The 19,974-nt window shown below is 63.3% G+C and carries 21 protein-coding genes; 9 read left to right on the forward strand and 12 right to left on the reverse strand.

The window, feature by feature from the left end:
* Positions 1-13: 13 nt before the first annotated feature.
* The 4 genes from ACKAMS_RS06370 to ACKAMS_RS06385 form a co-directional block, all read right to left on the reverse strand.
* Positions 14-217, reverse strand: coding sequence for a DUF3073 domain-containing protein (locus ACKAMS_RS06370; protein ID WP_003940337.1), 204 nt, complete (start codon positions 215-217; stop codon positions 14-16).
* 202 nt (positions 218-419) lie between these two features.
* Entirely contained in the window at positions 420-1,373 is a 954-nt protein-coding gene (locus tag ACKAMS_RS06375) for an asparaginase (RefSeq protein WP_003940365.1), read from the reverse strand.
* A complete protein-coding gene (locus tag ACKAMS_RS06380) occupies positions 1,370-2,038 on the reverse strand; it encodes an MOSC domain-containing protein (RefSeq protein ID WP_020908935.1) in 669 nt (222 codons plus the stop codon). Before ACKAMS_RS06380 ends, ACKAMS_RS06375 begins: the two co-directional genes overlap by 4 nt.
* The gene (locus ACKAMS_RS06385) at positions 2,035-3,156 is read right to left on the reverse strand and encodes a folate-binding protein YgfZ (RefSeq protein ID WP_020908934.1); all 1,122 of its coding nucleotides are present in this window, start codon (positions 3,154-3,156) and stop codon (positions 2,035-2,037) included. Before ACKAMS_RS06385 ends, ACKAMS_RS06380 begins: the two co-directional genes overlap by 4 nt.
* 79 nt (positions 3,157-3,235) lie before the next feature.
* Between ACKAMS_RS06385 and ACKAMS_RS06390 the strand changes: the two genes are divergently transcribed.
* The 5 genes from ACKAMS_RS06390 (at position 3,236) to cydC (ending at position 10,231) form a co-directional block, all read left to right on the forward strand.
* Positions 3,236-4,099 carry an aminodeoxychorismate lyase gene (locus tag ACKAMS_RS06390; RefSeq protein ID WP_019745097.1) on the forward strand — a complete coding sequence of 288 codons (864 nt, stop codon included), beginning with the start codon at positions 3,236-3,238 and terminating at the stop codon, positions 4,097-4,099.
* Between the two features lie 154 nt (positions 4,100-4,253).
* Positions 4,254-5,753 carry a cytochrome ubiquinol oxidase subunit I gene (locus ACKAMS_RS06395; RefSeq protein ID WP_019745096.1) on the forward strand — a complete coding sequence of 500 codons (1,500 nt, stop codon included), beginning with the start codon at positions 4,254-4,256 and terminating at the stop codon, positions 5,751-5,753.
* Positions 5,754-5,762: 9 nt separating this feature from the next.
* Positions 5,763-6,806: a cytochrome d ubiquinol oxidase subunit II gene (cydB, locus tag ACKAMS_RS06400; protein ID WP_003939727.1), complete on the forward strand. Its 1,044-nt coding sequence runs from the start codon at positions 5,763-5,765 to the stop codon at positions 6,804-6,806.
* Between the two features lie 58 nt (positions 6,807-6,864).
* Positions 6,865-8,553 (forward strand): thiol reductant ABC exporter subunit CydD, encoded by a 1,689-nt coding sequence (gene cydD / locus ACKAMS_RS06405; protein ID WP_408988768.1) that lies wholly within the window; start codon positions 6,865-6,867, stop codon positions 8,551-8,553.
* On the forward strand, positions 8,543-10,231 hold the full coding sequence (gene cydC, locus ACKAMS_RS06410) for a thiol reductant ABC exporter subunit CydC (RefSeq protein WP_408988769.1): 1,689 nt from the start codon (positions 8,543-8,545) through the stop codon (positions 10,229-10,231). The genes cydD and cydC overlap by 11 nt, the downstream gene beginning before the upstream one ends.
* A gap of 233 nt (positions 10,232-10,464) precedes the next feature.
* Here cydC and ACKAMS_RS06415 read toward each other — a convergent pair whose 3' ends face one another.
* The 8 genes from ACKAMS_RS06415 to ACKAMS_RS06450 all read right to left on the reverse strand — a co-directional run bounded on the left by ACKAMS_RS06415 (position 10,465) and on the right by ACKAMS_RS06450 (position 15,710).
* Positions 10,465-11,505 (reverse strand): type IV toxin-antitoxin system AbiEi family antitoxin domain-containing protein, encoded by a 1,041-nt coding sequence (locus ACKAMS_RS06415; protein ID WP_408988770.1) that lies wholly within the window; start codon positions 11,503-11,505, stop codon positions 10,465-10,467.
* A 144-nt stretch (positions 11,506-11,649) separates the two neighbouring features.
* Positions 11,650-12,255, reverse strand: coding sequence for an FABP family protein (locus ACKAMS_RS06420; protein WP_170320401.1), 606 nt, complete (start codon positions 12,253-12,255; stop codon positions 11,650-11,652).
* Between the two features lie 291 nt (positions 12,256-12,546).
* A complete protein-coding gene (locus ACKAMS_RS06425) occupies positions 12,547-12,852 on the reverse strand; it encodes a DUF1416 domain-containing protein (protein WP_003939797.1) in 306 nt (101 codons plus the stop codon).
* Between the two features lie 2 nt (positions 12,853-12,854).
* A complete protein-coding gene (locus ACKAMS_RS06430; protein ID WP_020908929.1) occupies positions 12,855-13,688 on the reverse strand; it encodes a sulfurtransferase in 834 nt (277 codons plus the stop codon).
* Between the two features lie 74 nt (positions 13,689-13,762).
* Positions 13,763-14,233, reverse strand: a complete 471-nt coding sequence (locus ACKAMS_RS06435; protein ID WP_020970613.1) for a DUF4395 domain-containing protein — start codon at positions 14,231-14,233, stop codon at positions 13,763-13,765.
* Between the two features lie 130 nt (positions 14,234-14,363).
* The gene (locus tag ACKAMS_RS06440; RefSeq protein ID WP_350318872.1) at positions 14,364-14,450 is read right to left on the reverse strand and encodes a putative leader peptide; all 87 of its coding nucleotides are present in this window, start codon (positions 14,448-14,450) and stop codon (positions 14,364-14,366) included.
* Between the two features lie 10 nt (positions 14,451-14,460).
* Positions 14,461-14,934: a thioredoxin family protein gene (locus ACKAMS_RS06445; protein WP_019745090.1), complete on the reverse strand. Its 474-nt coding sequence runs from the start codon at positions 14,932-14,934 to the stop codon at positions 14,461-14,463.
* On the reverse strand, positions 14,931-15,710 hold the full coding sequence (locus tag ACKAMS_RS06450; protein ID WP_003939847.1) for an LmeA family phospholipid-binding protein: 780 nt from the start codon (positions 15,708-15,710) through the stop codon (positions 14,931-14,933). Before ACKAMS_RS06450 ends, ACKAMS_RS06445 begins: the two co-directional genes overlap by 4 nt.
* Before the next feature lie 141 nt (positions 15,711-15,851).
* Here ACKAMS_RS06450 and ACKAMS_RS06455 point away from each other — a divergent pair, with 141 nt between their 5' ends.
* From ACKAMS_RS06455 to pstC, 4 genes are all read left to right on the forward strand, one after another.
* Entirely contained in the window at positions 15,852-16,604 is a 753-nt protein-coding gene (locus tag ACKAMS_RS06455) for a response regulator transcription factor (RefSeq protein WP_003939728.1), read from the forward strand.
* A 1-nt stretch (position 16,605) separates the two neighbouring features.
* On the forward strand, positions 16,606-17,505 hold the full coding sequence (gene mshD, locus ACKAMS_RS06460; protein ID WP_408988771.1) for a mycothiol synthase: 900 nt from the start codon (positions 16,606-16,608) through the stop codon (positions 17,503-17,505).
* Positions 17,506-17,698: 193 nt separating this feature from the next.
* A complete protein-coding gene (pstS, locus tag ACKAMS_RS06465) occupies positions 17,699-18,817 on the forward strand; it encodes a phosphate ABC transporter substrate-binding protein PstS (protein ID WP_019745088.1) in 1,119 nt (372 codons plus the stop codon).
* 62 nt (positions 18,818-18,879) lie between these two features.
* Complete coding sequence (gene pstC, locus ACKAMS_RS06470; protein ID WP_007733846.1) at positions 18,880-19,971, forward strand: phosphate ABC transporter permease subunit PstC; 1,092 nt, start codon at positions 18,880-18,882, stop codon at positions 19,969-19,971.
* Positions 19,972-19,974: the final 3 nt, after the last annotated feature.

The following is a 19,974-nucleotide window of genomic DNA, read 5'->3' on the forward strand; positions in this document are numbered from 1 at the left end:
TGGCAGTGCGCGGTCAACGCCGCCAGTCGTCGTAGTCGTCCTCTCGCGCATGCCCTTCCCTATCGGAAGTCTGGTCCGATCGGACACTGCTCCGATGCGAGTTGGTCGATCCACCTGCGAGCTCTCTTTGCAGGCTGTCGAAATCCGTGGTCGGTACGCTGTACTTCAATTCGCGTGCAACCTTGGTCTGCTTTGCCTTAGCCCGGCCGCGGCCCATGGCTGACCCCCTCGCGCTTTCGCGGGGCGGCCTGGGGAATTTGGCGGCCCCGTTTGAGTGTGTAAGTTTCCTGACACACACTCTAGCGTGGAAAAGTCGCTTCCGCTTCCACGAACGCCTCACCGCCGTGTCTGATTGCTCTCACTATGGCCGCGAGCTGCCAGGATGCTGAAAGAACTCGTCAGAACTTTGTGAGAACTGCTCAGAAGTTTCCGGGAATTGCGCGAATCGTCCCCACTCGGGCGTCCCCGCCGAAGACCGGAGCGGATGCGAGAGCCGCCAATTCCTCGGTCCACTCGGTGTTCATACGCTTGAGCAGAGCTGCCGCCAATGGCAGGAGCGCCCGCTCGTGGCCGTCGTCGATCTTGAGGGCGAAAGCGGAACCGTCTGGAAGCGCTCCGGCGTAGATGCCGTCGTATCCGGTCTTGGAGAACAGACCCGGCACGGCGGACATCAGGCGCTGATCGTTGCGGCCCGTGCCCGAGACGAGGAAGGGGTTTTCGCGGACCGCGTCGGCCACAGCCCGTTCAGGGGAGTCCGGCTCAGCCGAGGGCAGGCGTCCGAATGCCCGAGCCAGGTTCGTGAGCGAAAGCGGGACGATCGGGAGACCACAACCGTCGATGCCGAGTTCCTGCTCTTCCTCGCCGCTGAGATCGAAGATCGTCTCCTGGATCGCGAGTTGGAGCGGATGGGTCGGCTCCATGTACGTCTCGAGCGGCCAGTCGTTCACGACGCACGTCGCGAGCATCGCGGAGTGCTTGCCCGAGCAGGTCATGTAGATCGGACTGGGAAGTTCGCCCGCTGCGATCAGTTCGGCTCGGGCCAGTTCGTTGCCCGGCAGATCGGAGGGGCACTGCAACTGGTCGACACCGAGTTGGTAGCGAGCGAGAAGCGCGGCGACCAATTCGATGTGATCGGCCTCGCCCGCATGTGAGGACGACGCGACGGCCAACTCTTCCGGACTGGTGGGTGCAAAGCCGTTACGAAGCGCAGCGACGGCTTGCAGCGGCTTGTTCGCCGAGCGTGGGTAGATGGGTGTGTGAATTTCCCCAAGTCCGACAACGACCTCGCCGTCTGCGCCGAGAATGACGGCCGATCCGCGATGCACGCATTCGCGGAATCCGGAGCGGACCACTTCCACCAATTCGATACTCACGAGTGCACCTGCGCTTCTGCTTGTTCGACGAACCTCTGGACGCGCGCGGCGACGTTCGGTGCAAGATCGGTGTGTTCTGCGAGGAGCCGTCGGAGTCTCTCGGGGTCGGTTCCGGCAAAGACTTCTCGAACAGTCACTCCGTGATCCGGTACGTGGACTCGGGTGACCGAGTCGCCCGCGGCGATCGTGCCGGTCCGGTTGACGCGAAGGTAGGCGCCGACGTCGGTCCGCTCGGTGAATCTTTTGACCCAGCCCTTTTCCGCGGCCCAGATGCCGAAGGTGCCGCACGGGACGCGGGGAGCGGTTACTTCGAGTTCGAGAACGTCCGACGCCTCGGCTCCGGTGATGTGCCAACGCTCGCCGATCACGGCGTCCGTGACGAGCATTCCGCTGATGTGGAGGTTCTCGCCGAACCACCCCGGGGCGAGCGGTCGGCCCAACTCGTCCGACCATCGCTGCGCTTCGTCGCGCTGATACGCGTAGACAGCTTGGAAGGCGCCGCCGTGGAACTCGGTGTCGCAGACGTAGTCGCCACCCAGGCCGAGTCGGCCGACCGCTACGCGGCCGTCGACGGGACGCTTGTCGATCGCGGTCCGGGGGACTCGCCTGACGCCACTGTCACGTTCGGTGTGGACGACGCAGACCGCGTCGACCATGCCCGTCACTTTCCGCGCAATCGGTTGACAGCCTCACGTCCGGCCTGGGGTGCGTCGTCCGCGACGATCGAATCCGGATCGATGGACGCAGCGCTGGGGCCGGCCATCAGTTCGGTGTCGACCGGAATGTTGCGCTTGATCAGAGCGAGCGCGATCGGGCCGAGTTCGTGATGATTGACGACGGTCCCGACACGTCCGACTGCTCGTCCGCCCGCCGTGATCGGGTCACCCGGTTCCGGGACCGCTTCGGCGCTGCCGTCGAGGTGCAACATGACGAGATGGCGCGGGGGCTTGCCGAGATTGTGAACCCGGGCGACGGTTTCCTGACCGCGGTAGCAGCCCTTGTCGAGGTGGACGGCGCCGTGTTCGGCCGGCCCGCCGATCCAGTGGACCTCGTGCGGGATCGTCCGCTCGTCGGTGTCCAGTCCGAGGCGAGGCCTCCTCGCTTCGACGCGGAGCGCCTCGAAGGCCCAACTTCCGGCGGGCTTGGCACCGGCATCGGTCAGCTTGGTCCACCACGCCGCCAGTTGCTCACGTGGGACGAGCAGATCGAAAGAGTCCTCGGTGGGCCACGGCATGCGGCGGACGAACCCGCCGTCGGCCAGCGCGAGAGCGTCGTAGGCATCGGTTGGTGTCTGCACGCCGATCGCGGAGAGGACAGCCGGGGATTCGGGACCGACCAGGCTCAATACCGCGAGTTCGTTGCCGTCTCGAGGTTCGGCCTTGGACCAGAACACCATCTTCTTCAAGAAGGAGAGGAGGTCGGGTCCGCGGTCGGCTTCGGTGTCGATCCAGGTGACACCGGCCAGGTCCGTCTGCACGAAGTGGTGCTCGACGCGTCCGTTGACATCCAGGCTCAGGTTCTCGGCACTCTTGCCGTCGGGGAGCGCGGCGATGTGCTGGCTCGAAATCGTGTGCAGCCACGTGAGGCGTTCGTCGCCGGGAATGGCGATCACGAATCTGTGACTGCGGTCGACCACCACTGCTGCGCGCTGCGCGGTTCGCTGTTCACCGAGGGGATCGCCGTAGTGCCATGCGACACCGATGTCGGCCGAACCGTCCGGTGCGGTGACCGCGCCGGGGGAAGTCAGAAGTGGGCTGTTGGGCACAAGAGCGTTGTCGACCACAAGACCAGTCTAGGAGTGTGGGCGGGATCGCGGTTACAGGGCGGCCCCGGCGGCTTGGCGGATCGTTAGGGTTGATGGCATGCCTGATCGCGTATTGGTGACTCTCGACCATGAGGTGCTCGATGCTGACGCACCGTTTCTGCACGCCGACGACCTGGCGGTGGTGCGCGGCGACGGAGTATTCGAGACGCTGTTGGTACGCGACGGTAGGGCGCGGGTGGTCGAGGGACATCTGAGTCGACTGGTTCTGAGCGCGCGGGCACTGGGTCTGCCCGCCCCCGTTCTCGATGACTGGCGTCTGGCGATCGAGATGGCAGCCGAGGAGTGGGGGACCGAGAAGGAAGGCGCGCTTCGTCTCGTTCTGACTCGCGGCAGGGAGAGCGGCGACAAGCCGACAGCCTTTGTGATGGTCGGTCCGGTGGCCGATCGGGTCAGACAGGTCCGCGAATCGGGGCTGTCGGTGATGACTCTCGAGCGAGGTTTCTCGGTCGATCTCTCTGCCCGGGCACCCTGGCAGCTACTGGGCGCGAAGACGTTGTCCTACGCAACCAACATGGCAGCGCTCCGATATGCGGCGAATTTGGGTGCCGACGATGTGATCTTCGTCAGTTCCGAGGGCAATGTGTTGGAGGGGCCACGCTCGACGGTGGTGATCGTTCGGGACAGGACTTTGATCACACCGCCTCCCGCACAGGGCATTTTGATGGGTACGACGCAGCGTGCTCTGTTCGACGTTGCCGGCAGTGCTCGCTTCGATTGCCGATACGAAACCCTCCGACCTGCGGATTTGATTGCGGCCGACGGAGTGTGGATGGTTTCGAGCGTCACGCTGGCCGCGCGCGTCCATACACTCGACGGGCTCGCATTGCCAGAGCCGAAGGTCTCCGAGGAATTCGCGGAATTGGTTGAACGTGCAATTGATTCGGATTCAGCAGGGCGATAGGCGAATAGGAATCGCGACAGGTCTCTACTACATTTGGTAGTAGCAAAGTCCTGCGGTCCAAACCGGACAGCAGTACCGTGTCCGCAGGGGCCGAGCGACTGCCCGCGTCTCGAACCCCGAAGCCTGTCCCAGGGCCCTACTCTCGGAGTAGCCAATGGATACTTTGGACGTCTCCAGGTGGCAGTTCGGTATCACTACCGTCTACCACTTCATCCTTGTTCCGCTGACCATCGGACTTGCACCGATGATCGCGATCATGCAGACGATGTGGGTGGTCACCAAAAAGGACCACTGGTATCGGCTCACCAAGTTTTTCGGCAAGCTCTTTCTCATCAACTTCGCACTCGGTGTAGCCACCGGCATCGTGCAGGAGTTCCAGTTCGGAATGAACTGGAGCGAGTACTCGCGATTCGTCGGTGACGTCTTCGGAGCTCCACTCGCGTTGGAAGGCCTGGTCGCATTCTTCATGGAGTCCGTATTCATCGGACTCTGGATCTTCGGTTGGGGCAGGCTGCCCAAACTTGTACACCTGGCGTGCATTTGGCTCGTGGCGATCGGCGTCAACGCGTCGGCGTTCTTCATCATCGCGGCCAACTCGTTCATGCAGCATCCGGTCGGTGCGACGTACAACCCTGAGACGGGTCGTGCCGAGCTCACCAGTATCTGGGAGCTGTTGACCAACAACACCGCTCTTGCTGCCTTCCCGCACGCGGTTGCCGGCGCCTTCCTGACGGCGGCGACGTTTGTTGCCGGCATCAGTGGTTGGTGGATGGTGCGGAACATGCGTCGCGCCAAGCAGGCTGAGGCCGCCGAAGCCGAGCGCCTCGAATCCGATGCGCGCACGATGTACCGTCCGGCAACACGATTCGCCTTGCTCGTCATGATCGTGGCCGGAATCGGCATCATCTACACCGGTGACGTCCAAGGCAAGCTCATGTTCCAGCAGCAGCCGATGAAGATGGCGTCGGCAGAGTCGCTGTGCGAGACCGAGATGGATCCCGATTTCTCACTCCTGACCATCGGAACTCACAACAACTGCGACAGCGTGACTCACGTAATAAAGGTGCCATACGCTCTGTCGTGGTTGGCCGAGGGCAAGTTCACCGGCGTCGAACTGCAAGGCGTGAACCAACTGCAGGAGCAGGCGGAGCAGGACTTCGGACCGGGCAACTACCGACCGAATCTCTTTGTCACGTACTGGTCTTTCCGCGCCATGATCGGCCTCGCCGCCGGTTCGGCAGCACTGGCTCTCGCGGGACTGTGGGTCACACGTAAGGGGCGGGTCCCGGACCAGAAGTGGTTCGGAATCCTCAGTCTCGTCGCGATTCCCACTCCGTTCATGGCGAACAGCGCGGGCTGGATCTTCACCGAGATGGGCCGTCAGCCCTGGGTGGTGCATCCCAATCCGACCGGCGTCGACATGATCAGACTGACTGTCGACCAAGGTGTTTCGGACCACGCGTCGGCTACCGTCTGGGCTTCGCTGATCACCTTCACCCTCCTGTACGGAGCGCTGGGTGTTGTCTGGTTCAAGCTGATCGTGCGGTACGCGAAGGAAGGTCCGTTGGAGCACGACATGCATCCACCGGGCGATACGGATCATGACGAGCCGGAAGATCCGGACAAGCCCAAACAACTGTCGTTCGCGTACTAGGAGGCGATCATGGGACTTCAAGAAGTATGGTTCGTGCTCGTCGCAGTGCTCTTCATCGGTTACTTCGTCCTCGAAGGGTTCGACTTCGGTGTCGGAATGCTCATGCCGATCGTCGGCAGAGGCAGTGACCTCCCGGCAGATACGCGTCGACGGGTGGCGCTCAACACGATCGGCCCGGTGTGGGACGGCAACGAGGTGTGGCTGATCACCGCCGGTGGCGCGATGTTCGCGGCATTCCCGGAGTGGTACGCAACCTTGTTCTCCGGGTTCTATCTGCCGCTGCTGATCATCCTGGTGGCCTTGATCGTTCGAATCTGTGCCATCGAATGGCGAAGCAAGATCGATGACGACAAATGGCGTCAGCGTTGCGACTGGGGCATCATCTTCGGATCCTGGGTCCCGGCAGTTCTCTGGGGCGTGGCTTTCGCGAACATCGTTCGGGGCGTGGCGATCAACGCCGACAAGCAGGTCGAGTCGGGATTCTTCGATCTGCTCAACCCGTACGCACTGCTCGGCGGTCTGACCACCGCGCTGGTGTTCGCTCTCCACGGCGCTGTGTTCCTGGCGCTCAAGAGTGCCGACGAGGTTCGTGAAGACGCAGTGAAAATTGCTGCACGACTCGCAATTCCGGCTATTCCTGTCGCCGGCGGATTCGTCCTGTGGACGCAGCTCGCCTACGGCAAGGGATGGACGTGGATTCTGGTAGCCGCAGCTGCTGCTGCACTGATCGGCGTCGTCTTCCTGACGCGGGCCGAGCGTGAAGGCTGGGCTTTCGTTCTCACCTGTGTGGCCGTCATCGCCACCGTCGTGCTGCTGTTCGCCTCGCTGTTCCCGAACGTCATGCCGTCGACGCTCGATCCGGCGTACAGCCTCACCATCGAGAACGCGTCGTCGAGTCCGTACACGCTCAAGGTGATGACGTGGGCCGCGGCATTCATGACGCCGGTGGTGATCATCTACCAGGGTTGGACGTACTGGGTGTTCCGACAGCGCATCTCCTCCAAGCAGATTCCGGCGTCGATCGGTCTGCGATTCAAGGAGAAGACGTGGTAGTGGCAAACCCGCAATCACAAAAGATTCGAAACACGAAAGAACTGACGGTCGAATTCACGTGACTATCGAAGTAGGCGACGCTCCCACCACTCGGGAGCGTCGCCGGGGGCCGATCGACCCGCGGCTGTGGCGACATTCCGCTTCTGCGCGCGGCTATCTGATCCTGACGGTCGCTCTGTCGATGGTGAACGTCGTGATGGTCATCGTCGCGGCGCTCATGATCGGCCGAGTCCTGGCCGGAGTGATCACCACTCGAACTGTGGATGTTTCTTCGTGGACAACCGAATTGGTTGTTCTGGCCGCAGCTGTGGCGGTCAGGGTTCTGGGGACCTGGCTGCAGACCAGATACGCACACCGGGCGTCGACTCGCGTCGTTGCCGAGATCAAGAACGGCGTGCTGACGTCGGCGACGGCGATGAGTCCGCGCGATCTGGATCCTCGGCGTGACGAGATCGCGACCGTGGTCACCCGCGGTGTCGACGGCCTCGGCCCGTACCTGACGGGATACCTTCCGGCTCTGGTCCTGTCGGTGACACTGACGCCTATCACCCTGATAGTCATTGCGGTGCAGGACATGACGTCCGCGGTCATCATATTCGTGACGTTGCCGCTGATCCCGATCTTCATGATTCTGATCGGCTTGCTGACGAAGGGTAAGTCGGAGAAGACGTTGGCAGCGATGACCACGCTGTCTTCGCAGCTGCTCGATCTACTTGCCGGACTGCCGACGCTGCGAGCGCTCGGTCGTCAGCAAGGCCCTGCCGAGCGAGTCCGTGAACTTGGTGACGCCCATCGGCGAACGACCATGTCTGCCCTCCGCGTCGCATTCCTGTCCTCGATGGTGCTTGAACTGCTCGCAACACTCTGCGTCGCATTGGTGGCCGTGAGCATCGGCTTGCGACTCGTGTACGGGGACATGTCACTCGAGCCGGGGATAGTCGCGTTGATCCTCGCACCCGAGGTGTATCTGCCGCTTCGGATGGTGGGAACCCAGTTCCACGCCGCCGAGGACGGAATGGCGGCAGCCGACAAGGCATTCGAGGTGATCGAGGCGGATTCTGCGGCACCGGAGGGTGGTAGCACGACGGTGGTCGCTTGCGGCGCCGACATCGTCTTCGACGGACTCGGCGTGACCTCTCGTGGGGGAGTCGCACCGTCTCAACTTTCCGCCGTGGCGTCACCAGGGGAGATCACCGTGCTCACCGGTCCCAACGGCTGCGGCAAGTCGACGGCAGTGCACGCGCTACTCGGACTGATCGAACCGAGCAGTGGCCGCGTGACGGTCGCCGGCGTCGATGTCCGAGACCTGGACGAGTACGCGTGGTGGAGTCAGTTGGCATGGCTTCCCCAGCATCCGGTCCTCCTACCCGGCACCGTTCGTGAAAATCTCGATCTCACCGGGGTCGTCGATGCGCAAGCATTGGCTCGCGCCGCTGCTGCGACGGGATTCGACGCGGTATTGGCCGAGCTGCCTGCGGGTGTCGAGACCGTTATCGGCGTCGGCGGCACAGGTTTGTCGCTGGGGCAGCGACAACGACTGGCGCTGACACGCGTGCTCGCCTCCGACCGCGCAGTTCTTGTCCTGGACGAACCCACCGCTCACCTCGATTCCGATTCTGAAGGGACAGTGTTGGCTTCTCTGAGAGCACGGGCGGAGCGCGGCGACATAGTCGTCGTGATCGGCCACCGTCCGAGTGTGCTCGCCGCAGCTGACCGGATCGTCGAGGTGCGCGCTCATGAGAAGTGACGCTCACGATCCGCTTCTGCGTGCTCTTCGGCTACTGGAACTTCGACCACGACGCTTACTGACTGCGGTGGCCGCCGGTGTGGCAACACTTGGTAGCGCACTCGCCTTGGCCGCGCTGTCCGCATGGTTGATCACGCGCGCATGGGAGATGCCTCCCGTTCTCGATCTCAGCGTCGCTGTGGTTGCCGTGCGTGCACTGGGAATCTCGCGTGGCGTCTTCCGCTATCTCGAGCGATTGACGACGCACGACGTCGCATTGCGCGGCACCACCGCAGCGCGGTCGAGGATCTACCAGCAGTTGGCAGCGGGAGATCCCGCGGCCGCCGCCGGACTACGACGCGGTGACCTGCTCTCCCGTACGGGCTCCGACGTGGACGCGCTGGGCGACGTCGTCGTCAAAGCGCTGATCCCGATTGCTGTTTCGGTTGCCCTCGCCTTCGCCGCGGTGGGAATCCTGTTGTTCATCTCGGTTCCGGCCGCACTCATTCTGGCTGTTGCGCTGGCGGTGTCCGGGATTGCGGCGCCCTGGCTGTCGGCGCGAGCTGCTCGACTTGCGGAGGCCGACAGTTCAGCTGCCGCAGCGCGATTCAGTGAGTCGGCGGTTACCGCGCTCGACCATTCCGCTGAGCTTCGAGTATCAGGTCGCTTGGATCAGGCGGTGAGCGAGGCTGTGTCCGCCGAGAACGAGGTGGTCGATGCAACCGATCGCGCGGCGGTACCGAGTGCCTTTGCCGCCGCTGCGACGCCCCTGGCAATCGGCGTGAGCGTCCTCGGTGCCCTGCTGATCGGAATTACGCTGTACGGAACCACCGACATGTCACCGATGTCCATGGGAATCCTTGTACTGCTTCCGCTGTCGGCTTTCGAGGGAACCGCGATACTGCCCAGCGCGGCAGTTGCATTGACCAAGGCGCGGCTGGCGTCGGCTCGCATCATGGCGGTACTCGATCGAGCCGACGCGGAACACGTCGAAGGAAATCGTGCGTGGCCGGAGAACGGGATTCTCAGCGTGCATGCATTGCAGGCGGGTTGGCCCGGGGGAAAGGTGACCGAACCGCTCTCCGTGGATCTTCCTCGCGGTGCCCGCGTTGCCGTCGTCGGGGAGAGTGGATCCGGAAAGACCACCGCACTGATGACGATGGCGGGGTTGCTGCCGCCCGTCGCGGGAACAGTTCGCGTTGGCGCAGTGGATATTTCGGATATCGATCCGGCCGACCTGCGCACGCACGTGGGGTACTTCGCCGAAGACGCACACCTCTTCGAGACGTCGGTACTCGAGAACCTGCGCGTTGCGCGGGGTGACCTCACCGCCGAGGACGCGGAGAAGGCACTTGCCGCAGTTGGTCTCGGCGACTGGTTGTCGGAACTGCCGGAAGGGCTCGATACCTACCTGGTCGGCGGTATGCGAGCGGTTTCGGGCGGTGAGCGTCGTCGGTTGCTGTTGGCACGCGCGATCGTCTCGCCTGCGGAGGTGCTGCTGCTCGACGAGCCGACCGAGCACATGGACGCGGAGGCAGGCGCTCAGTTGCTCCGCGAGTTGCTCAGTCGCGACGCAACGCTGGTCGATTCTTCGCGAACCGTTGTTGTCGTCACCCACCAACTTCCGGACGGCGCAGCAGCTGACCAGGTGATATGCGTCGGAAAAGTTTCTGTGGAAAATACGTTGCCGTCGTCGTGAAGTGGGCGTACTTTCTCCTTTACACAAGGAAGGAGGTGGTCTGAAATTGAAGTACAGACGGACGCGTGAGGTGGCTGCCAGCTAGCCGCAATCGCTGATGGAATTCACTTACCGCGTGAGCGGCCGGCGAATCCCAGGCAGCCACCCGACCCCCGAGCCCCCGATCAGTCCGACCGGGATCCGCGCGAAAGCGTGGGTGTGGCTCGGGGGTCGCTTCGTGCTGTGCGCCTTTATTAACCCCCGGCGGTTAATAAAGGCGCACAGCGTGGACAAGGATTAGGCCCCCACCATCCACCGCGCTCGAGGATCGCTCTGACCTCGGCTGCAGTTCGGCACGAGGCCCCCTCCACCTCCTCCCAACCGAAGACCAGTGTGGCGTTGCCTGACAGTTCGGATGCGTTACCTCGCCGCCGATCCCGCAGTGCAGTCGCCCGAGAAGAGTGGAAGGCAAAACCGTCGAGTCGAACGACCAGTGCGACACCGCAATTGCGGTAGTCGACGTCCTCGTAGAGAGTTCTCCCATCGACGAGGACCGGCGATTGCCGTCGCGCCTCCGGTAAACCGTGTGCGCGCTCGACTTCGATTGCGTAGCGATGTTCGAGTATCGACTGGACGCCGCGATCCAAGAGGTCCAACGTCGACGACAGCGCTTTGACATATCGCCTCGGCCGGCGGCATTCCATTCGGGTGCGTAGTTCCATCCGCGACACCTTGCACGCCGTGGCCGATCGGACCAGAGAACGAGCGGCGTCGCGAGCCGACGGCTCTGCAACTGCCAGGTCAATTGCGGTGTCGGCCAGCGAAGTACGAGCAGGCTGCGTGGCAACGCCGATGTGGGCCTGAGCGCGTGAACGATGAACGATCACTCCGGGATGGGCAGTGGACCACCCCAACGGAACGGGGCGCGCCGGGGAGCGTTCGGGTCTGACCGTCGGACTCTGACAGCGTGAGGATCTGCCGTATCGGACCGTGATGTGGACCGGCAGTTCGGACTCGATGTGCGTGAGCCCCCACTCTTCAGCAGCAGTCCGGTGACTCAGGTAGGTCTCTCCGCCGCCGAACAGAAGGGCGGCCTCGAGAATCATTGCTCGGTTGAGTGGGCCGTTGGTGCTGGATTGAACGCCGTGGAGGACGGAAGTCCATTGACCCGATTCGACCAGATGTTGGATGCGCCGCGGTGAATAGCCGAAAGGGCGCAGCTGTTTATTGGTCGCGAGCCCGTGCTGGAAGTCGAAGAGTCTTCGGAGATCAGGATCGATGTAGTCGCAGTTCATGCGAATACCGTGAGATCGCGGTCCGACAGGAATCGGTCGAAACTGCCGCTCCAGAGCCCGCCTGTGGAATTTGTCGGTGCCTGTGGATGGATCTGCTGTGCGCCTTTATTAACCGCCGGGGGTTAATAAAGGCGCACAGCAGAACTAGCCGATGTAGCGGGTCAGCCGCGCCGAGAGGCGCGGTTCCAGGCCACCGTCAGACATGATCCGCTCTTCGACGTACGCGAGGTCGCCGCCTTCGACGATGCCGTAGAGGCGCTTCGCGCCGCCGTACAGTGCACCGGACTGGCTGCGGATCACCACGTCGGTGGCAAGTTCCCACGACGCCTGGGTGAGCGCACGGCCGTAGTACATTTCGACGACGCCGGAGCTGTGGCTGAGCAGGAGTTCGACGACTTCCTGGTTGACGCTGCCCGGGATGCCGTCGCCGCCCATGCGCCAGTACCCGCTCTCGCGCAGATCAGGGCTCACGTACTTGCCCTCGGCGTCGAGACGCCAAGATCTGGACTCCCAATTGAGGTAGGGGCCGCCGTCGTGAGAGATGACGATCTGCTGACCGAAGGCGTAGTCACCGGTCTCGTCGTGCCCTTCGCCTTCGCCGCGCCAGACGCCGACGAGGGGGAGCAGTGCGAGGAGTTCGGGATTGATGTCCGGGCCGAGGCGCAGGTTTGCGGTGTCCTCTGGCAACGGAAGGTCCGGCAGGGTCGGAATGTTGAGCGACGCCGTCGACTTGGAGCGCTCGACGGCGATGGCGACAGCTTCGTCCCCGCTGCCGCGCCTTACGGCACCTGCAGAGGCGGAATCGTCAGCGGTCGCGTCGGACCCTGAATCCGGAGCCTGACTCACGACTCGTCGGTGACCAAGCGGTACACGACGTACACGGAGAACCAAGCGATCATGACGGATGCGAGTGCGAGGAGTACCTCGAAGAAAATGACCACGGGTACATCTTAGACCGCGGCGACCGACCGGAAAAATCGGGAGCCGGAATGCAGAAGGCCCCGCACCGAAGGGGTGCGGGGCCGCCTGGAAAAGCAGGAATTACTTGCTGACGGTCACGTCCACGTTGTGCACGCCCGAGCCCTCGGGAGCGACGGTGGATGTGCCGTTGCCCGAGCTGGACAGTGCACGAACGGTCCACTCGCCCGGAGCGGCGAAGAAGCGGAAATCGCCGGTTCCCGATGCCACGACCTCGGCCGTGAACTCTCCGGAGCCGTCGAGCAGGCGCACGAATGCGCCGCCGATGGGCTGGCCGTCAGCGGCGAGAACGCGGCCGGTGATGACCGTTTCCTTCTCGACGTCGACGCCGGCAGGCAGGGTCTGCCCCTGGGTAGGTGCTCCACACATGATCAGGCTCCCAATTCGATCGGTGCGCCGACGAGTGAGCCGTATTCGACCCAGCTGCCGTCGTAGTTCTTGACGTTGTTCTTGCCGAGGATCTCCTGCAGTACGAACCAGGTGTGGCTCGAGCGCTCGCCGATGCGGCAGTAGGCGATCGTTTCCTTGGTGTCGTCGAAGCCCTTCTCCGCGTACAGCTTGGTGAGGTCGTCGTCCGACTTGAAGGTGCCGTCCTCGTTTGCGGTGGTGCTCCACGGGATGTTGATGGCTCCGGGGACGTGGCCACGCTGCTGCGCCTGCTCCTGCGGAAGGTGGGCGGGAGCGAGGATCTTGCCGGAGAACTCGTCAGGGCTGCGAACGTCGACGAGGTTCTTGCTGCCGATGGCGTCGATGACCTCGTCGCGGAATGCGCGGATCGAGAAGTCGGGGGTCTCGGCCTTGTACTGCGTGGCTTCGCGGTTGACTGCGTCCTTGGAGAGCGGGCGTCCGTCGAGTTCCCACTTCTTGCGGCCGCCGTCGATCAGCTTGATGTCCTGGTGGCCGTACAGCTTGAAGTACCAGTACGCGTAAGCAGCGAACCAGTTGTTGTTGCCACCGTAGAGAACGACGGTGTCGTCGTTCGCAATGCCCTTGGCGGAGAGCAGGTCCGAGAACTGCTCCTGGTTCAGGAAGTCGCGTCGGACGCCGTCCTGGAGGTCCTTGCGCCAGTCGAGCTTGACTGCACCCTCGATGTGGCCGCCGTCGTATGCGCTGGTGTCCTCGTCCACCTCGACAAAAACGGTCTTGGGGGTGTTGAGGTTCTGCTCAGCCCAGTCAGCGGAGACTAGGACGTCGGAGCGAGCCATGGTGTTCCTTTCGATGTGGTCTTGCATCGGTCGATATCTAGCAGGGGTTCAGCGGGGTTGTGTGGCAAGCGTTTTCACGCGGTGGTCGCGCGGCCGGTATTTCGCAGCCTGGCGACGAGTGGGTAGATCTGGCAGCCGAGGCAGATGCCGAACGCGGCGTTGAGCAGGGCCGCGAACAGGGCGAAGCCGGTGGCAACGGTGCCGACGATCGTCGACCCGGCCAGGAAACCGACCGTGCCTGCCAACGCGAAGACGAAGCCGACGAACTGAGCGAAGCGCAACGGCGCCACGGGTTCGCGTTCGCTGACCGGCGAGAGTCGCGGGGCGACGAGCTTGCCGAAGATCTGGCCGTACGGGCTGCGCTTGGGGCCGAGTACCGCTCCGACTGCGAAGACGATCGCCTGCAATGCGAGAACGACGGTGGCGGCGGGCAGAGAGAAGGTCGAGAGGATGAGCGTGAGAACGAGAACGCCGGTGGTGACCCACGCGGCGAACCGAGGTCCGCGGACGTCGACTTGCTCGAGCTGGGCTGTGGTTGTGGACATCGGGAGTGCTCCTGCGCTGGATTGCATGGTGCTTGCCTGGACCGAGAAAAGGGGACGCAAAAGTCCCACTCGGTGGATTGATCACGTGAGCGAAAGCTCGAAGGTCAGAGAGATCTGACGGATGTGGTGATCAGCAACAGGTACAGCAACAGCCCCCGAGGCGGCACAGGTCTACTGCGCGGCGTCGGGTGAGCATCAGCTCGTGGCGGGTTTGCACGTCGGCGAGTTTACCCCGAATTCTCGGATTTTGGCTCGTGGGGTCCGGATAGTGGTACGAGCGCAGCTTTCAGATCGGCTGCGGACGGCACTCCGGACACTCGGAACTGTTCCTCCAGGCCACCGTCGAGGATGAACGTGGTGGGCAGCGACAGGACGCTCATTTCGCGTGCCAGAGCCGGTTCCTTGTCGATGTCGAGCTCGATCTCCACCGGCGGACGGGGAGCGTCCGCCATCGAAACCACAACCTGGCCGACGACGCGGCGTACTGCCGCGCACGGTCCGCACCAGTCGGCGGAGAAATGCAGTACGACGGGCCCGCCGTTCGGCGAAGACACTCCGGCAGAACTCAGCAGTTCGAGGCGGCTGTTCGTGGTGCCGGATGCCGCGGTGGTGGCTCGGACTGCTCCGTTGCGTGACTTGAGAAAGAGCCCGACCGCGACGACGGCGACAAGCGCGACCAGCAGAATTGTGATCCCGGTCATCGGTTCTGCAGCTCTGCGAGATCGATCGTCGTGTTTTCGGCGCTGCCTTCGATCACGATTCTTCCGCCTTCCGCGTAGACCAGGCTCGGCTGAATTCCGTAGGGGAGTGCCTGCGGATCGATCGTGTAGCTGAACAATCCGAGGACCACGGGTTCGAGTGCTGCGGGGATCGAGAAATCGGCTTTGCCCTCCGGACCGAAGTACAGGTTGCTTGCGACGATCTTGACCTGCCCACCTTCCAGAACCAGGTTGGCCTGGACGCTCACTGCAGTCTCGACCGGACCGACGGCAACCGTTCCGGTCAGCACGACGGCCCCCGCGGTGCTCGCGCCCGTTCCACCGCTGCCCCCGGTGCCATCCGACTTGTTGGCCGGCGGCGAAGATACCTGCAGGTCAGGGATGTTGAGCAGCTTTCCGAGGTCGGTGGCGTTGATTCCCATCCGGCCGTCGAGTTTGTCGACGGGGAGCTGGGTGACATTGCCGTTCACGATGTCGGAGAAGGGAACGGTGACCCCGCGCAGGTCGGCTTCGACGGTCACTTCGCCGACCACGTCGCTCTGGACGCCGGTAGCTCTGACGTAGACGTCCTTGTATTTCCCGCCGAGTGCTTGGGTGAGGAAGGGGAACCCATTGAAGGTGACCTCAGGATCCGACTCGAGTGATGCGCCGGTTCGGAGCTCGCGGGAAACCCGGTACTCGGCGTACGCGGCAGCGCCGAAATCGGCCACCAGTCCGAGGCCGAGGAGAAAGACGATGCCGATGATCAGTTTGCGCACCGCACCATTGTGACGGACTCCGGTCGGGGTTCGATGCGACGGCCCCGGTACCAGGCACGCTAATGTAGGGACCGACCAAAAGCGTCGAACTACTCGAGCGTTGCCCTCACGGGTTGCGCGGGCTACTAGATAGGAGGCCGTGTGGAACTGCTCCTCCTCACCTCCGACCCCAACCCGGAAGCTGTACTACCGGCGTTGGCGTTGCTGGCGCACTCGGTTCGGCCTGCCCCCACAGAGGTTTCCTCGCTACTCGAGGCAAGTTCCGCGGACGTGGCATTGGTGGATGCGCGCACTGATCTAGCTGCCGCACGCGGGTTGTGTCGATTGCTCGGAAGCACAGGATCCGCAGTACCTGTGGTCGCCGTCCTCACCGAAGGCGGACTCGTTGCCGTCAACGCCGACTGGGGGTTGGACGACATTCTGCTTCCCGGTACCGGTCCGGCTGAGGTGGACGCCCGATTGCGGTTGTTGGTCGCCCGCAGCGGCGGTGTTGCCAGTCCGGAAGCGTCGGGAAAGATCACGCTGGGCGAACTGGTTATCGACGAGGGGACGTACACGGCACGACTGCGTGGACGGCCCCTTGATTTGACTTACAAGGAATTCGAGCTGCTCAAGTACCTCGCGCAGCATGCCGGTCGGGTATTCACCCGGGCACAGCTGTTGCAGGAAGTGTGGGGCTACGACTTCTTCGGCGGCACCAGGACGGTCGACGTCCACGTGCGTCGTCTGCGGGCGAAACTCGGCACCGAATACGAGTCCTTGATCGGTACAGTCCGAAATGTCGGATACAAGGCAGTACGTCCGACCAGGGCCAAGGGCGGCGCAGCTGCTCCCGTTCAGTTCGAGGACGACGAAGACGTCGACTACGACGCGGCCGACGGATCGGTGGTCTGACGTGGGTTGGACAGATTCACTGCCGGCCGGATCCGCCGAGCAGGTTTCCGCGCTTCTCGATCGCGCGACCGAGTTCGACGGCAAGGCACCCGTGTCGGAACAGGGGCGCCATGTCGTTGCCGGGCGCGGCGCAGCACGACACTTTCTCGAACTCGACGGCGATACGGTCGTCGGTTATGCACAGCTGCAAGCCGGTTCGGACGAGCATCCCGACATGGCCGAGTTGGTGGTCGACCCGCAGGCGCGGCGCCGTGGTATCGGAACCAGGCTTGCCGCAGCGGTATTCGACGAAGGTCGGCCGGGCACGCGAGTCTGGGCGCACGGAAACGTCGACGCCGCAGTGGAATTCGCCAAGAGCCTCGATTTGGTCAGCGTTCGTGAACTCCTCCAGCTGCGTCGACCGCTCGATGCTCCGCAGCTTCCGGAAATCGTTGTGCCCGAAGGTATAACGATGCGGACGTACCGTGGGCCCGAAGACGATTCCGAGATCCTTCGCGTCAACAACGCGGCCTTCTCCTGGCATCCCGAGCAGGGTGGCTGGACCCAGGCGGAGATCGACGAGAGAACGGCCGAAGGTTGGTTCGACCCTGCCGGTCTGTTCATGGCGTTCGCGGACACCGATCCCGATACTCTTCTCGGCTTTCACTGGACCAAGGTGCACGCACCCGAAGGTGACGATCCCGAGCTGGGGGAGGTGTACGTCGTGGGGATCGATCCCGCGGCGCAGGGACGTGGTCTCGGCCGAGTGCTGACTCTCGCAGGCATGCATTACCTGCGCGATCGCGGCCTCGGAACGGTCCTTCTGTACGTCGAAGGTGACAACACTGCCGCCCTCCACACGTACGAGCGACTCGGCTTCGATCGGTTCCACGTGGACATGGCTTACGCTCGCGCGCTCTGACGTCACAGTCGAACACGCAGAAATGTCCAGTCTGTTCATTCTCTGTTAACCATGTGTGGTCCAACCGGACACCGCGCCCGCCTACTTTTCTCTGTGGGCAGCGCCGTGTTGCCTGATGCAGATTTCAATCATTTTGCATCTCATGTCGCCGCCCGATCGTGGGCGTGGCGGTAGCGATTTCCGGAGGATCTTGGTGAATCTCAAGCGCAGTGGTGCCCTGCTCGGTGTAGTGGCCGTGGGCGCCATGACCTTGGCCGCATGTGGCAGCGACAACAACTCGTCGTCGACGGGTGTGGACGCGTCCGCATCGAACGCAACGTGCGAAGGCAAGAGCAACCTCTCTGCCGCTGGTTCCTCGGCACAGAAGAATGCCATGGACCAGTTCGTCGCCACCTACATCTCCGTGTGCCAGGAAAAGGGCAAGACCGTCAACGTCGCCTACAACCCCAGCGGTTCGGGCGACGGTCGCACGCAGTTCATCGCCGGCCAGATCGACTTCGCCGGCTCCGACTCGGCCATCAAGGACGAGCAGGCCGACAAGGCCAAGGAGCGTTGCGTCGGCGGCGAAGCCTGGAACCTTCCCCTCGTCTTCGGCCCGATCGCAGTTGCATACAACCTCGACGGCGTCGACAAGCTCGTTCTCAACGCAGAAGTTCTCGCGAAGATCTTCAACGGTGGCATCACCAAGTGGAACGATCCGGCAATCGCCGCGCTCAACTCCGGTGCTTCGCTTCCCGACGAGAAGATCACCACCGTGATCCGCTCCGATTCCTCGGGCACCACCGACAACTTCCAGAAGTACCTCGACGCGGCATCGAACGGTGCTTGGACGTCGGGCGCAGGGTCCGACTTCACCGGTGGCGTCGGTGAGGGCGCCAAGGGTTCGGCGGGCGTTGCACAGGCAGTTGCCACGGCACCGGGTTCGATCACCTACGTCGAGAAGTCGTTCGCCGATCAGAACAAGCTCTCGGTTGCAGAAATCAACACCGGCTCCGAGGCAGTCGCACTGACCAACGACTCGGCCGCAAAGTCGATCGCAGGCGCGAAGTTCAAGTCCGACGCAACCGGCGACCTGACGCTCGACCTCGCGTCGATCTTCAAGACCAACGAAGCCGGCGCATACCCGCTGGTTCTCGCCACGTACTCGATCGTCTGCTCCAAGGGCTACGACGCGGACACCACCGCAGCAGTGAAGTCGTTCCTGACGAGCGCGGCCAACGAGGGTCAGGCCAACCTGGCCGAGCAGGGTTACGTCCCGCTGCCGGCCAACGTCCAGGATCGCCTCAACGCGTCCATCACGGCAATCAGCTGACCTAGAGACTCGTGCGGACAAGCTCATGGATCTACATTCAGACGTGAAGGAAGTGAGCGCACATGAGTGACGCGCCCATCACCTCGACATCTCGTTCTCCCGGCCCCGCAACCAGCGGGGCCGGGGTGGGCGGTCCGAACGGCACCACGGAGGACACGATTACTTCCACCAAGGCTCCAGAAACCGAGCATCCTCCGAAGGGTGACGGTCCGGGAAGCGGCAACAGCAAGACGGTGACCCGTCCGGGTGACCGCATCTTCAGCTCGCTCGCATCCGGTTCGGCAATCTTCATCACGGTTGTCATCGCGGCGATCGGCGCGTTCCTGATCTGGCGTGCTGTTCCTGCTTTGAGCCGGAACCAGGTCAACTTCCTGACCAGCCGTGAATGGGTGACGCAGAACATCAACGCGATGGCGTTCGGTGTCCTCGATCTTTTCCAGGTCACGGTGTTGGTCTCGCTGTTCGCACTGGTGCTCGCGATGCCGATCGCACTGGGCATCGCGATCTTCCTGACTTCGTACTCACCCAAGTGGCTCACGCGGCCACTGTCGTACACGATCGACCTTCTCGCGGCCGTGCCGTCCATCGTCTACGGCCTGTGGGGACTTCTCGTGTTCGCTCCGGCGATCACCCCGGTCGCGGTGTGGCTCAACGACACTCTCGGCTGGTTCCCGCTCTTCGCCGACGGCAGCGGATCGATCACCGGCGGCGGCACCATCTTCACCGCAGGCATCGTCCTCGCCGTGATGATCCTTCCGGTCATCACCGCAGTGACCCGCGAGGTGTTCATCCAGACCCCGCGCTCACAGATCGAAGCTGCACTCGCTCTCGGCGCCACGCGCTGGGAAGTTGTGCGCACCACGGTCATCCCGTTCGGTAAGTCCGGCTACATCAGCGGCTCGATGCTCGGTCTCGGACGCGCACTAGGCGAGACGATGGCGCTGTACCTGATCCTGCGCACCACCTCTCAGGCCTTCGGCTGGTCGCTGTTCGACGGCGGCTCGACCATCGCCTCCAAGATCGCCCTCGGCTACGCGGAGTTCAACAACGACATCCAGGCGGGCGCGTACATCGCGGCCGGACTGGTGCTGTTCGTACTGACCTTCGTCGTCAACGCGGCTGCCCGCGCAGTGATCGCCGGAAAGAAGGACTGACCC

Source organism: Rhodococcus sp. 5A-K4, assembly GCF_046097995.1.
In the GTDB taxonomy this organism is placed as follows: domain Bacteria; phylum Actinomycetota; class Actinomycetes; order Mycobacteriales; family Mycobacteriaceae; genus Rhodococcus_F; species Rhodococcus_F erythropolis.

Bases quoted from the DNA above. Each gene is read 5' to 3' on its own strand.
- cydC (WP_408988769.1), top strand. From the start codon at position 8,543: ATGAGAAGTGACGCTCACGATCCGCTTCTGCGTGCTCTTCGGCTACTG.
- ACKAMS_RS06395 (WP_019745096.1), top strand. From the start codon at position 4,254: ATGGATACTTTGGACGTCTCCAGGTGGCAGTTCGGTATCACTACCGTC.
- ACKAMS_RS06435 (WP_020970613.1), bottom strand. From the start codon at position 14,233: ATGTCCACAACCACAGCCCAGCTCGAGCAAGTCGACGTCCGCGGACCT.
- ACKAMS_RS06445 (WP_019745090.1), bottom strand. From the start codon at position 14,934: ATGACCGGGATCACAATTCTGCTGGTCGCGCTTGTCGCCGTCGTCGCG.
- pstC (WP_007733846.1), top strand. From the start codon at position 18,880: ATGAGTGACGCGCCCATCACCTCGACATCTCGTTCTCCCGGCCCCGCA.
- ACKAMS_RS06430 (WP_020908929.1), bottom strand. From the start codon at position 13,688: ATGGCTCGCTCCGACGTCCTAGTCTCCGCTGACTGGGCTGAGCAGAAC.
- ACKAMS_RS06415 (WP_408988770.1), bottom strand. From the start codon at position 11,505: ATGAACTGCGACTACATCGATCCTGATCTCCGAAGACTCTTCGACTTC.
- cydB (WP_003939727.1), top strand. From the start codon at position 5,763: ATGGGACTTCAAGAAGTATGGTTCGTGCTCGTCGCAGTGCTCTTCATC.
- ACKAMS_RS06370 (WP_003940337.1), bottom strand. From the start codon at position 217: ATGGGCCGCGGCCGGGCTAAGGCAAAGCAGACCAAGGTTGCACGCGAA.
- ACKAMS_RS06390 (WP_019745097.1), top strand. From the start codon at position 3,236: ATGCCTGATCGCGTATTGGTGACTCTCGACCATGAGGTGCTCGATGCT.
- ACKAMS_RS06425 (WP_003939797.1), bottom strand. From the start codon at position 12,852: ATGTGTGGAGCACCTACCCAGGGGCAGACCCTGCCTGCCGGCGTCGAC.